Annotated in this window: 13 protein-coding genes; all 13 read left to right on the forward strand. The window is 52.3% G+C overall.

What is annotated here, in order from left to right:
- Positions 1 to 43 precede the first annotated feature (43 nt).
- On the forward strand, positions 44 to 766 hold the full coding sequence (gene pyrH, locus B9Z32_RS12220) for a UMP kinase (RefSeq protein ID WP_108421715.1): 723 nt from the start codon (positions 44 to 46) through the stop codon (positions 764 to 766).
- A 60-nt stretch (positions 767 to 826) separates the two neighbouring features.
- Entirely contained in the window at positions 827 to 1,387 is a 561-nt protein-coding gene (gene frr, locus B9Z32_RS12225) for a ribosome recycling factor (RefSeq protein WP_108421716.1), read from the forward strand.
- A gap of 34 nt (positions 1,388 to 1,421) precedes the next feature.
- Entirely contained in the window at positions 1,422 to 2,276 is an 855-nt protein-coding gene (locus B9Z32_RS12230) for a phosphatidate cytidylyltransferase (RefSeq protein ID WP_108421717.1), read from the forward strand.
- A 16-nt stretch (positions 2,277 to 2,292) separates the two neighbouring features.
- Positions 2,293 to 3,483, forward strand: a complete 1,191-nt coding sequence (ispC, locus tag B9Z32_RS12235; protein WP_108421718.1) for a 1-deoxy-D-xylulose-5-phosphate reductoisomerase — start codon at positions 2,293 to 2,295, stop codon at positions 3,481 to 3,483.
- Between the two features lie 9 nt (positions 3,484 to 3,492).
- Complete coding sequence (locus B9Z32_RS12240) at positions 3,493 to 4,626, forward strand: RIP metalloprotease (RefSeq protein WP_108421885.1); 1,134 nt, start codon at positions 3,493 to 3,495, stop codon at positions 4,624 to 4,626.
- A gap of 9 nt (positions 4,627 to 4,635) precedes the next feature.
- Positions 4,636 to 6,936 (forward strand): outer membrane protein assembly factor BamA, encoded by a 2,301-nt coding sequence (gene bamA / locus B9Z32_RS12245; protein ID WP_108421719.1) that lies wholly within the window; start codon positions 4,636 to 4,638, stop codon positions 6,934 to 6,936.
- Between the two features lie 62 nt (positions 6,937 to 6,998).
- Positions 6,999 to 7,454 carry an OmpH family outer membrane protein gene (locus B9Z32_RS12250; RefSeq protein ID WP_369909961.1) on the forward strand — a complete coding sequence of 152 codons (456 nt, stop codon included), beginning with the start codon at positions 6,999 to 7,001 and terminating at the stop codon, positions 7,452 to 7,454.
- Positions 7,455 to 7,487: 33 nt separating this feature from the next.
- The gene (lpxD, locus tag B9Z32_RS12255; protein WP_108421886.1) at positions 7,488 to 8,480 is read left to right on the forward strand and encodes a UDP-3-O-(3-hydroxymyristoyl)glucosamine N-acyltransferase; all 993 of its coding nucleotides are present in this window, start codon (positions 7,488 to 7,490) and stop codon (positions 8,478 to 8,480) included.
- Positions 8,477 to 8,917, forward strand: coding sequence for a 3-hydroxyacyl-ACP dehydratase FabZ (fabZ, locus tag B9Z32_RS12260; RefSeq protein WP_108421721.1), 441 nt, complete (start codon positions 8,477 to 8,479; stop codon positions 8,915 to 8,917). Before lpxD ends, fabZ begins: the two co-directional genes overlap by 4 nt.
- 20 nt (positions 8,918 to 8,937) lie before the next feature.
- Positions 8,938 to 9,732, forward strand: coding sequence for an acyl-ACP--UDP-N-acetylglucosamine O-acyltransferase (lpxA, locus tag B9Z32_RS12265; RefSeq protein WP_108421722.1), 795 nt, complete (start codon positions 8,938 to 8,940; stop codon positions 9,730 to 9,732).
- Between the two features lie 63 nt (positions 9,733 to 9,795).
- Positions 9,796 to 10,911 carry a lipid-A-disaccharide synthase gene (gene lpxB, locus B9Z32_RS12270; RefSeq protein WP_108421887.1) on the forward strand — a complete coding sequence of 372 codons (1,116 nt, stop codon included), beginning with the start codon at positions 9,796 to 9,798 and terminating at the stop codon, positions 10,909 to 10,911.
- Positions 10,883 to 11,515, forward strand: a complete 633-nt coding sequence (gene rnhB / locus B9Z32_RS12275) for a ribonuclease HII (RefSeq protein WP_108421723.1) — start codon at positions 10,883 to 10,885, stop codon at positions 11,513 to 11,515. Before lpxB ends, rnhB begins: the two co-directional genes overlap by 29 nt.
- Positions 11,512 to 12,285, forward strand: coding sequence for an RNA methyltransferase (locus B9Z32_RS12280; protein WP_108421724.1), 774 nt, complete (start codon positions 11,512 to 11,514; stop codon positions 12,283 to 12,285). Before rnhB ends, B9Z32_RS12280 begins: the two co-directional genes overlap by 4 nt.
- The last annotated feature ends 60 nt before the right edge of the window (positions 12,286 to 12,345 follow it).

Consider the following 12,345-nt stretch of genomic DNA (forward strand, 5'->3'; position numbering starts at 1 on the left):
GATTCAACGCTAAACTTCAATCTGTCTTTATGAGGAGCCCTGAATGACCATTGCCAAACCAGCCCACAAGCGTATTTTGCTCAAGCTGTCAGGTGAGGCTCTGATGGGTGACGATCAATTCGGTATCAACCGCGCCACCATTGTTCGCATGGTGGAAGAAATTGCAGAAGTTACCCGTCTGGGTGTGCAAGTGGCCGTGGTCATTGGCGGCGGCAACATTTTCAGGGGCGTGGCTGGCGGCGCTGTCGGTATGGACCGCGCCACCGCCGACTACATGGGCATGTTGGCCACCGTCATGAATTCTTTGGCCCTGGCCGACTCCATGGACAAAGCGGGTCTGACTGCCCGCGTCATGTCGGCCATTGCCATTGAACAAGTGGTAGAGCCCTATGTTCGCCCCAAGGCCCTTCAGTACCTTGAAGAAGGCAAAGTGGTTATTTTTGCAGCCGGCACCGGCAATCCCTTCTTCACCACCGACACGGCCGCTGCTTTGCGGGGTGCCGAAATTGGTGCCGAGTTGGTGCTCAAAGCCACCAAAGTAGACGGTGTTTATTCCGCCGATCCCAAAAAGGATCCCAATGCCACGCGTTACAGCAAGATCTCTTTTGATCAAGCCATCTCAGAAAACTTAGGCATCATGGACGCCACGGCTTTTGCGCTGTGCCGCGACCAAAAACTGCCCGTCAAAGTGTTCTCTATTTTCAAGCATGGCGCATTCAAGCGTGTGGTCATGGGCGAAGACGAGGGCACTTTGGTCTATGTTTAATTCTTGACCCCGCCACTGAACCTGAATCTGATCCTAAATCGTTAGGCCCCGGAGAATCTCATGAGCTTAGAAGACATCAAGAAAACCACGCAAAACAAAATGGACCAGTCCATTGCAGCGTTTAAAAACAACCTCACCAAAATTCGCACTGGCCGTGCCAACCCCGCCATTTTGGACACCATTCAAGTCGACTATTACGGCTCGACTGTGCCTTTGTCGCAAGTGGCCAATGTGTCGCTCATTGACTCGCGCACCATCAGTGTCCAGCCATGGGAGAAAAACATGGCGGCCAAAATTGAAAAAGCCATTCGCGAAAGCGATTTGGGTTTGAATCCTGCTTCTATGGGCGATCTCATTCGCGTGCCCATGCCCCCCATGAGCGAAGAGCGCCGCCGCGAAATGACCAAGCTGGTTCGCACCGAAGGCGAGAACGCCAAAATTGCAGTGCGCAATTTGCGCCGCGATGCCAACGAATCGGTCAAAAAATTGGTCAAAGAAAAACTGGCTTCTGAAGACGAACAAAAACGTTCAGAGGCTGAAGTGCAAAAAGTCACTGACAAACACATTGCCGAAATCGATCAGTTGATTGCTGGCAAAGAACAAGAAATCATGGCCGTTTGATGGCCGACCCGCATACCGGTCACGGGTTGATTTGATGCTCAAGCAACGGATCATCACCGCACTTGCCTTGTTGGCTGTTTTATTGCCAGCCCTTTTTGCAGACACTCCCCAAGCCTTTTTAGTTTTGTCCATCCTGCTTATCGCTGCAGGGGCTTGGGAGTGGGCCAATATGAACGGCTTGAGCCGCCTTCAAGCTGTCTTTTCTGGTTTGGCTTGCGCGGCCTTGTGTTGCTTGGCTTGGTGGTCAGGTTGGACCACTCAAACAAGCACATGGCTATGGTCTTTGGCAGGATCTGCTTGGGTGGGCATCACCGCTTGGATGCTGATGCGCGGCGTGCAGGGGTGGTCAGTGTGGCCACGCCAGTGGCGATGGGTTTTGGGTGTACTTCTCCTAAGTTTGGCTTGGCTTGCCATGGCGCAGGCCCGCACCGCCAGTGTGCAGCTCTTGTTGTCTATTTTTTGCGTGGTTTGGGCTGCCGATGTTTTTGCCTATTTCTTTGGCAGAGCCTTGGGCGGCAAAATCATTCACCGAAAACTGGCTCCCACCGTCAGTCCTGGCAAAAGTTGGGAAGGGGCCATCGGTGGATTGTTGGGCGTGTTTGCGTTAGCTTTTGCTTGGATGCAACTTGAGCAACATTACGAGTGGCCCGGAACAAGTTTTTTCTCGCACATGATGTCGCACGGTTATTTTTTAGGTGCATTGAGTTTGATTTTTTTAACCGCCATGAGTGTGGTGGGCGATTTGGTGGAGTCTTTGGTCAAGCGCAGTGCCGGCGTCAAAGACAGCTCCAATCTGTTGCCAGGTCATGGCGGCGTGCTAGATCGACTCGATGCGCTGCTGCCAGCCTTGCCCATTGCCATGATGCTGATGCATTGGCCAAAAGTTTAATCAGGTCATTTACCTTATGAAACAAAACATCACCATTCTGGGTTCTACAGGTTCAATTGGCACCAACACTTTGGATGTGTTGTCCAATCACTTAGACCGCTTCCAGGTGTTTGCGCTCACAGCGTCCAAGCAGGTCGACTTAATTTTGGCCCAGTGCGCCAAGTTCAAACCCAAATTTGCGGTCATGGCGCAGGAAGATGCAGGGCGCTTGCTGGCGCAGCGCATCAAGGCCGAAGGCTTGCCAGTAGAGGTGCTGTGGGGGCCTGAAGCGCTTGACCAAGTGTCTGCTCATGAAGAAGTGCATGCCGTCATGGCGGCCATTGTGGGTGCGGCAGGTTTGTCGCCTTGTTTGGCTGCGGCCCATGCGGGCAAGCGTTTGTTGCTGGCCAACAAAGAGGCCTTGGTGGTGGGAGGTGAGGTTTTTTTAAATGCGGTCAAAAAAGGCGGCGCTGTGCTTTTGCCCATCGACAGCGAGCATTCGGCCGTGTTTCAATCTTTGCCCGAAAACCCAGCCACATGGGCCGATCGAATTGATCAAATTATTTTGACGGCTTCGGGCGGTCCTTTTAGAACGCGCGATGTGAGTACCCTCAAAAACGTCACGCCCGAAGAAGCTTGTGCGCACCCCAATTGGGTCATGGGCCGCAAAATTTCAGTCGATTCCGCCACCATGATGAACAAGGCCTTGGAAGTCATTGAGGCGCGCTATTTGTTTGGTGTGTCACCAGCCCAATTGTCTGTGGTCATTCACCCGCAAAGCGTGATTCACTCTATGGTGAAGTACAAAGACACCTCCATCGTGGCACAGTTGGGTACGCCCGACATGCGAGTGCCCATTGCCTATGGATTGAGTTGGCCAGAGCGCATTACCTCGGGTGCCCAAACTCTCGATTTTCACAATCTCAAGCCCATGACCTTTGAGGCCATTGACGACCACGGGCACCCCGACAGGTTTCCCGGCCTCAAATTGGCTTGGCAATCTTTGAGTGCTGCCTCGGGCACCTGTGCAGTGCTCAATGCCGCCAACGAAATTGCTGTGGAAGCATTTTTGAACAAGCAAATCAGGTTTGATCAAATTCACCAAGTGAACACAGAAACATTGAGCAAAGTGCAGCCGCCTGCACCTCAAAGTTTGTCTGACTTGCTTGCGCTGGATGCGCAAAGTCGCGCCATTGCATCGGCAGCAGCACGTGCTTGCCGCATTTGACATTTGACCGTGCTAACGCTTCTTTCTTTCTTATTTGCCCTCACCGTTTTAATTGCGGTGCATGAGTATGGCCACTACCGAATGGCTGTTGCTTTCAAGGTGCCGGTATTGGTTTTTTCAATTGGCTTTGGCAAAGCCATTTACCGCTGGCGCGCCAAGCACCCAAGGGAAGGGCAAAACACCGAGTTTGTCATTGGTGCATTGCCTTTGGGTGGTTTTGTCCAAATGCTCGACAGCCGAGAAGCGTCGGTGCCTGCCGACCAATTGGCCTTGGCTTTCGACCAGCGCAGTTTGAAGGTCCGTGCTGCCATCGTGGCCGCAGGTCCGCTGGCCAACTTGTTGTTGGCCGTGGTGTTGTTCAGTGCGGTGGCTTGGTGGGGCCACCCCAAGGTTTTGCCAGTCATTGGCAAAGTGGAGGCGGGTGCTGCAGCCGATATGGCGGGCCTCCAGACTGGCGATTTGGTCTTGAAAGTGGGCGATCAGGAGGTAAGAGACGCTCAGCACTTAAGGGCCCTCATTCGGGGCGAGAAGCCATCAGATGCAGATGCGGCTGAAGCTGCTGAAGCTGCTGCAGGGTCTAAAAGGTCAGAAAGCTCGGCCGTTTGGGAAATTGATCGGCAAGGCCAGCGCCTGTCTCTGGCAGTCAAGCCCTTGCTTACCGTGCAGCCTGGCCAGCCAGAGTCTAGTGCGGTTAGGCGAATTGGCGCCGTGGTGGGTGTGACTTCCGAATCAGAGTGGGTAAGCGCAGGCCTGTGGGAGGGCTTGGCCAAAGGCTATGGTCAAGTGACTCAAATTACGTTGCTTACGGGTCAGCTCATTGGGCAAATGCTCACCGGAGAGGCCTCCTCCAAGCACCTCAGCGGCCCTTTGACCATTGCAGAGCAGGCGGGACAATCGGCACAAAGAGGCTTGCCTTCTTACCTCACTTTTTTGGCTTTGATCAGTGTCAGCTTGGGGCTGCTCAATCTCCTGCCATTGCCCATGTTGGATGGCGGGCACCTGATGTATTATCTTTGGGAGTCTTTGACTGGCAAACCGGTGTCCGTTGCTTGGCAGCGAGGTTTGCAAAAAGTCGGTTTGGTCTTGTTGGTTTTCATCATGGCCTTGGCGTTTTTCAACGACTTGACAAGACTCTTTACTTAAATCAAACGCATGAACTTTCTTTCCAATCGATTTCGCTTGCAACACTTGTTTGTGTTTGTTGCAACTGCCATGGTCAGCCTGTCTGCATGGGCTGTTGAACCTTTTAAATTGAAAGACATTCGGGTCGAGGGTCTCCAACGTGTAGAGTCTGGTACCGTTTTTGCATCGTTGCCATTTCGCATTGGCGATTTCTACAACGACGAGTCCGGCGCGGCTGCCATTCGCGCATTGTTTGCATTGGGCTTGTTCAAGGACGTGAGGCTGGACACCCAAGGCGATGTGTTGGTGGTCATTGTTGAAGAGCGTCCTTCAATTTCACAAATTCAGTGGGTGGGCTTAAAGGAGTTTGACAAAGACGTCTTAAACAAGTCCTTGAAAGAGGTGGGCCTTTCCGAGGGGCGACCATTTGACAAGGCCTTGGCAGACAAAGCCGAGCAAGAGTTAAAGCGCCAATACATCACCCGCAGCTTGTATGGTGCAGAGGTGCAGACCACCGTCACACCCGTTGATCGAAATCGAGTCAACTTGACTTTCACAGTGACCGAAGGCGGGCCTTCCAAAATCAAAGAAATTCGCATCAATGGCAACCAAAGCTTTTCCGAAAGAACGCTCAAAGACCAGTTGAATTTGGACATCGGTGGATGGCTAAGTTGGTATACCAAATCTGATCGGTATTCTCGAAGCAAACTCAATGCTGACTTGGAAATCCTGCGCTCGTTTTACCTTGCCCGTGGCTTTCTTGAGTTCCGAGTCGATTCCACCCAAGTGGCCATCTCCCCCGACAAGCAAGACATTTCTATCGTTATCAACGTCACGGAGGGTGATCGATTTGTGGTGTCCAATGTCAAGCTTGAAGGCAACTACCTGGGCAAAGAAGATGAGTTCAAGGCCATCGTCAAAATAGGCATCGGTCAGCCGTTCAACGCAGAGACAGTGGCCGAAACCACCAAGGCCTTCTCAGACTACTTTGGTAAATTTGGTTATGCTTTCGCGCGCATTGATGCTCGTCCTGAAATTGACAGGCTCAACAACCGTGTAAGCCTCGTGTTGGTGGCAGAGCCTTCGCGGCGCGCGTATGTCAGGCGCATCAATGTGACTGGCAACAACCGCACGCGCGACGAAGTGATTCGCCGAGAATTCAGGCAGCTTGAATCGGCCTGGTATGACGGTGACAAAATCAAGCTATCGCGTGACCGCGTAGATCGCTTGGGTTTCTTCACAGAAGTCAATATTGAGACCCAAGAAGTGCCCGCCACCAATGATCAGGTAGACCTGATCATCAGTGTGGTCGAGAAACCCACCGGCAGCGTGTCTGCGGGTGCCGGATTTTCTTCCACAGAAAAAGTGGCTTTTAACTTTGGTATTCGCCAAGAAAATGCCTTTGGATCGGGCAATTATTTGGCCACTGAAATCAACACCAGCCGTTTCAATCGAACCATTGTGATCAGTACAACCGATCCCTATTTCACGGAGGACGGTGTTTCGCGAACCATAGATCTTTTTCACCGCACCTCACGACCCTATTTGGGCGATTTGAATGCCTACAGTTTGGTCAGTTCTGGCGCAGGTATGCGTTTCGGTGTGCCATTCAGTGAAGTAGACAGGGTGTTCTTTGGTGCCAATTTGGAGCAAACCTCCATTCGGCCTGGCACCAACTTGCCCAACGCTTATGTGGAGTACATGCAGCAGTTTGGCTATACCAGCACATCTTTGCCCCTCACCATCGGCTGGGCCAGAGACGGTCGCGACAGTGCATTGGTGCCATCCAAAGGGATATTGCAACGCTTTAACTCAGACTTGAGTCTTGCGGGTGATTCTCGTTATATCCGAACCAATTATCAAATTCAGCACTATACGCCTTTAACTAAAAAGTTTACATTGGCATTGAATGCCGATATCGGTTACGGCCAGGGCTTGTCCAACCGCCCCTATCCCCTGTTTAAAAACTACTTTGTGGGTGGCTTGGGAAGCGTTCGAGGTTTCCAGCAATCATCTCTGGGCCCATCCAACAGCGCCAATACGCTGTTTTTGGGGGGGGCTAGGAAAGTTGTTTTTAACGCAGAAGTTCTTGCCCCCTTCCCAGGTGCTGGGAATGACCGAACTTTGCGACTTTTCGCCTTTGCCGACGCAGGTCGGGCTTTTGCAGAGAGCCAGAAAATCAGTTTGACCGATCTTCGGTCTTCAGTGGGCATTGGCCTGAGCTGGCTTTCGCCAATGGGCCCCTTGCGCTTTTCTTATGCTTTCCCTGTGAAGACCCAAGATACAGATAAAATCCAAAGATTGCAATTCCAAATCGGTACATCCTTCTAATGAAAACACTTCTGCATTTCTCTCAAGTTTGTTTGTTGGCTTTCGGGGCTCTCACTGCCACGATGGCCAGTGCCCAGGAATTGAAAATCGGTATTGTCAACACCGATCGCATTTTCCGCGAGGCCAACACGGCCAAGGCTGCACAAGCCAAATTGGAGCAAGAGTTCTCCAAACGTGAAAAAGAACTGGTTGACTTGGGTAACAACCTTAAAACCGCTTCTGAAAGATTTGAGCGAGAAGCGCCCACGCTGTCTGAATCACAGCGCAACTTGCGTCAAAGGCAGTTGACTGACCAAGACCGTGATTTTCAGCGCAAGCGCCGCGAATTCCAAGAAGACCTCAACACCCGAAAAAATGAAGAGCAGCAAATAGTGATCGAGCGTGCCAACCGTGCGGTCAGACAAGTGGCCGAAGCCGAAAAATTCGATGTGATTTTTCAAGAGGCTGTTTACTTCAATCCCAAGCACGACATCACAGACAAGGTCATCAGGGCTCTCAATTCTTCTGCCGGCAAATAATCGCTGGCATACAGACAACGGACTCGTGTTGTGCTGCTGCTTGGCGACATCGTTAAGGCTTTAGGCGGCAGCCTTCATGGCAGTCCACAAACTTCCATTCAAAAACTGTCCCCGTTAGAAACAGCGGGCGCAGGCGACTTGAGTTTTCTCAGTCACCCCAAGTACCAGTCCCATTTGTTGCAGTCACACGCTGCTTGTGTGGTTGTCACGCCGCAATTTAAAGAATTGGCGCTCACACGGGGTGCTTGTATCGTCACGGAAGACCCGTATCACTACTTCGCCAAGCTCACCCAATTTTGGAAAAAACAAACCGCCGCGGCAACGGGTCCCCGAATTCACCCAAGCGCCGTCATTGACCCTCAGGCCGAAATTGCCGATACCGCCATCATTGGCCCTTTGTGTGTGGTGGAGCGATTTGCCAAGGTGGGGGCTCATACCCATCTCAAATCCAGAGTCACCTTGGGTGAGTCTTGTGAAATTGGCCAGCGCTGCATCGTGCACTCGGGCGTTGTGATCGGGGCAGATGGTTTTGGTTTTGCCCTGCACCAAGGTGAGTGGGAAAAGATTGAGCAGTTGGGTGCTGTCAAAATTGGCAACGATGTTGAAATTGGCGCCAACACCTGCATTGACAGGGGTGCCTTGCAAGACACCATCATTGAAGATGGCGTCAAACTCGACAACCTCATTCAAATTGGCCACAACGTGCACATTGGCAAGCACACCGCCATGGCGGGTTGTGTGGGCGTAGCGGGCAGCGCGCGCATTGGTGCGCATTGCACCGTGGGCGGTGGCGCCATTGTGTTGGGTCACCTTGCTTTGGCCGATGGCGTTCACATTTCTGCTGCCACTGTGGTCACACGTTCTATTTCTCAGCCGGGTCATTACACCGGGCTTTTTCCCATCGATGACAATGCGACATGGGAAAAAAACGCAGCCAGCTTGAAGCAATTGCACAAGTTGCGTGATCGACTCAAAGCACTGGAGACGCAGCACCTCCAGCCCCCCTTTCTGGAACCTAAATCATGATGGACATTTACCAAATTCTCAAACAGCTGCCTCACCGCTACCCCATTTTGTTGGTAGACCGCGTCTTAGAAATTGAAAAAGGCGTGCGCATCAAGGCGTTGAAAAATGTCTCTGTCAATGAGCCTTACTTCACAGGCCATTTTCCATCCCGACCCGTCATGCCTGGTGTGCTCATGTTAGAAGCCTTGGCCCAAGCCGCCGCCTTGTTGGCATTTGACACATTGGGCGAGACGCCAGATGAGAAAACGGTGTATTACTTTGCAGGCATTGATGGCGCGCGCTTTAAGCGGCCTGTTGAGCCCGGCGATCAGCTCATTTTGGAAGTTGAATTGGACCGAATGAAGTCGGGTATTTTCAAATTCAAGGCACGCGCCAAAGTGGGCGATGAGATTGCGGTTGAAGCCGAACTCATGTGCACCATGCGCAAGGTTGCCTAGTCTTTCAACGCTAGAAGTTTATGACCCGCATTCATTCAACTGCCATTGTCGACCCGGCTGCCCAGCTAGATAGCAGCGTCACGGTAGGACCTTACACGGTCATTGGCCCGCATGTTCGCATCGATGCTGGCACCACTGTGGCCAGCCATTGCGTCATTGAGGGACACACCACCATTGGCAAAGACAACAAAATTTTTCAATTCAATTCATTGGGCGCAGTGCCCCAAGACAAGAAATACGCCGGTGAGCCTTGCCAATTGGTCATTGGCGATCGCAACACCATTCGAGAGTTTTGCACCTTCAATATTGGCTCGCCTGGCGATCAAGGTGTGACGCAGGTGGGCAATGACAATTGGATCATGGCCTATGTTCATCTGGCACACGATTGCCAAGTTGGCAACCACACCATTTTTGCCAACAGTACCCAGTTGGCCGGACATGTGCATGTGGGCGATTGGGTGATCTTGGGCGGCTTCACAGTGGTTCACCAATTTTGCCGTTTGGGTGCACACAGTTTCACGGCCATGAACTCTTTGCTGTTTGCCGATTTGCCGCCATTTGTGATGGCGCAAGGTCAACCTGCACAAGCTCGGTCCATGAACTTTGAAGGTTTGCGCCGCCGCGGTTTTTCAGCAGAAAGAATATCTGCGGTGAAGGCCATGCACAAAAGCTTGTATCGCCAGCAGCTTACCTTGGCACAAGCACAATCTGAAATTGAGTTGCTCACGCACAAGTACCCTGAAGCCAAAGCCGATGTCGACATGATGCTCGGCTTCTTGCAAGGTGCTTCGCCCGAGCGCGGCATTGTGAGATAAGTGGTGCAAACTGCTGCTGCCTCTGCGCTTCCAAAAGCCCCTGCTGGGGCTTTTTCCATGGCCATGGTGGCCGGGGAAACTTCAGGCGATTTGCTGGCAGGCTTGATGATGCAGGGCATTCGGGGGCAATGGCCAAACGCCAATTTGTATGGCATTGGCGGCCCGCGCATGCAAGCACAAGGATTCAACGCCTTGTGGCCCTCCGACAAATTGGCCGTGCGTGGTTATGTGGAAGTGTTGCGCCACTACCGAGAAATTGTGGGCATTCGCAAACAGCTTAAAGAGAAATTGTTGGCTCACCCTCCGCAAGTATTTGTGGGTGTCGATGCGCCCGATTTCAATCTCGACTTAGAGCGCGATTTAAAACAAGCAGGCATTCCCACCGTACATTTTGTGTGCCCTTCAATTTGGGCATGGCGTGCTGAGCGCATTGAAAAAATCAAGCAAAGCGTCGACCATGTGCTTTGTATTTTTCCGTTTGAAACCGATTTGCTTCATGCCCACGGCATTCCTGCCACGTATGTGGGGCATCCTTTGGCGCAAGCCATTCCCATGCATGTAGACACCCTCAAAGCCCGTCACGACTTGAGGCTAGACCCAGACCGGCCCGTGGTGGCTTTGCTGCCAGGGAGCCGTGAGTCTGAAATTACGTATTTGGCCGAACGGTTTTTTCAAGCGGCCCTTTTGCTCAGTCAACAACAAGCCAATTTACAGTTTGTGCTGCCCGCCATGCCCTCCATGATGGCCCGAATTGAGAGCATTCGAGACCAAGTTGGTGCAAGCCAAGTGCAAGTGCTGAAGGGCCAATCACATGCTGCTTTGGCAGCGTGTGACGTCACTCTCATTGCCAGTGGCACAGCCACACTCGAAGCGGCGTTGTTTAAAAAACCCATGGTCATTGCTTACAACATGAACTGGCTCAGTTGGCAAATGATGAAGCGCAAAAAATTGCAGCCTTGGGTGGGTTTGCCCAATATCTTGGCGCAAGAATTTTGTGTGCCAGAACTTTTGCAAGACCAAGCCACGCCGTCTAACATGTCTTCAGCCGTTCTAAACTGGCTTCGTTCTCCCAAAAAGGCCAAAGCCTTGGTGGGTCGTTTTGAAACCATGCACGCGTCTTTGTTGCGCGACACTCCCAGTCTTTGCGCCCATGCGATCGAAACGCTTGTCAAAGCCTGAGCAAGTGAGCTTGGCCTGGAATGCGCCCGGTTTGTTGGCCGGCGTGGACGAAGCTGGGCGTGGCCCTTTGGCTGGCCCTGTGGTTGCGGCCGCTGTCATATTGGATGATCTCAAACCCATCAAAGGTTTGGCTGACTCCAAAAAATTGACCGCCAAAACACGCGACCGTTTGTTTGACGAAATACGTGCAAAAGCTTTGTGTTTTGCAATTGCCGAGGCTAGTGTTGAAGAGATCGACTCACTGAATATTTTGCAAGCAACGATGCTGGCCATGCAAAGGGCTGTGGAGTCATTGCGATTGAAGCCTACCTTGGTGTACGTGGACGGCAATCGATTGCCCATCTTGGATGTGCGCGCGGAAGCCATCGTGAAGGGCGACGAAAAAGTGCAGGAAATTTCGGCAGCCTCTATCTTGGCCAAGGTGCACCGCGACCGCATGTGCGAAGAAATGCACCGCCAGTATCCAGACTATGGATTTGATTCACACAAAGGCTACGGTACGGCGGTTCACCTGAAGGCGTTGCAATCCTTGGGGCCAACTCCCTTGCATCGCAAAACCTTTGCGCCAGTCACGCAGGCTATTCTGGCTTTGCAAAAATCATGAAGCTCATTACCTCCAAAGACAACCCTCGGCTTAAATCCATTCGCCGTTTGGCGCAAGACTCACAGGCTTATCGCAAATTGGGCTTGGTTTGGCTAGAGGGAGATCACCTTTGCCGGGCTGCACTTGCGCATGGAGTGAAGCCCGAACTGGCTATCTTTTCAGAATCCATTTGGCAAGCTTCTGAATTTGAGTGGTCGCAATGCGCCTCCGAAGTGTGGACAGTACCCGATGATTTGTTTGCAGGTTTGAGTGGGCTTGAGTCGCCAGCCAAAATGGGCTTCTTGTTGACGCTCCCTCTGGCGCCCAATTTAGACCCTCAAGCGGCTACCGTCGTTTTAGACCGGCTGCAAGATGCCGGCAATGTGGGCGCCATTTTGCGCAGTGCCTCCGCCTTTGGTTTCAAGCAAGTGCTGGCCATCAAAGGCACTGCGGGTTTGTGGTCGCCCAAGGTTTTGCGCGCTGGAATGGGCGCGCATTTTGGTCTAAGCCTGATCGAGGCAGCCAGATTGCAAGATTTGCAATCACTTCAGGTGCCTTTGCTTGGAACCGACGTCCATGAAGGCCCTTTCTTGCACGAATTGGTTCAGCAGGGCCTGTTGCCACAAAAGTGCGCTTGGGTCTTGGGCCACGAAGGGCAGGGCGTTTCACCAGATTTGATGGCCATCGTGCAGCAAAAGGTTCGCATCGCTCAGCCGGGTGGTGAGGAATCTTTGAATGTAGCCACTGCTGCTGCCATCTGCCTACACGCCAGCGCCACAGCCAAGCTTTGAGCCTCAGAACAGCTCGGTCTTTAGTACTGAAAAAATCGGCGGCTTCAAGCTCGGGTTAGG

It is taken from the genome of Limnohabitans sp. MMS-10A-178 (genome assembly GCF_003063375.1).
Classification (GTDB): Bacteria; Pseudomonadota; Gammaproteobacteria; order Burkholderiales; family Burkholderiaceae_C; genus Limnohabitans_A.

Bases quoted from the DNA above. Each gene is read 5' to 3' on its own strand.
- rnhB (WP_108421723.1), top strand. From the start codon at position 10,883: ATGCGATCGAAACGCTTGTCAAAGCCTGAGCAAGTGAGCTTGGCCTGG.
- B9Z32_RS12250 (WP_369909961.1), top strand. From the start codon at position 6,999: ATGGCCAGTGCCCAGGAATTGAAAATCGGTATTGTCAACACCGATCGC.
- pyrH (WP_108421715.1), top strand. From the start codon at position 44: ATGACCATTGCCAAACCAGCCCACAAGCGTATTTTGCTCAAGCTGTCA.
- ispC (WP_108421718.1), top strand. From the start codon at position 2,293: ATGAAACAAAACATCACCATTCTGGGTTCTACAGGTTCAATTGGCACC.
- fabZ (WP_108421721.1), top strand. From the start codon at position 8,477: ATGATGGACATTTACCAAATTCTCAAACAGCTGCCTCACCGCTACCCC.
- lpxB (WP_108421887.1), top strand. From the start codon at position 9,796: ATGGTGGCCGGGGAAACTTCAGGCGATTTGCTGGCAGGCTTGATGATG.
- bamA (WP_108421719.1), top strand. From the start codon at position 4,636: ATGAACTTTCTTTCCAATCGATTTCGCTTGCAACACTTGTTTGTGTTT.
- B9Z32_RS12230 (WP_108421717.1), top strand. From the start codon at position 1,422: ATGCTCAAGCAACGGATCATCACCGCACTTGCCTTGTTGGCTGTTTTA.
- lpxA (WP_108421722.1), top strand. From the start codon at position 8,938: ATGACCCGCATTCATTCAACTGCCATTGTCGACCCGGCTGCCCAGCTA.
- B9Z32_RS12280 (WP_108421724.1), top strand. From the start codon at position 11,512: ATGAAGCTCATTACCTCCAAAGACAACCCTCGGCTTAAATCCATTCGC.
- frr (WP_108421716.1), top strand. From the start codon at position 827: ATGAGCTTAGAAGACATCAAGAAAACCACGCAAAACAAAATGGACCAG.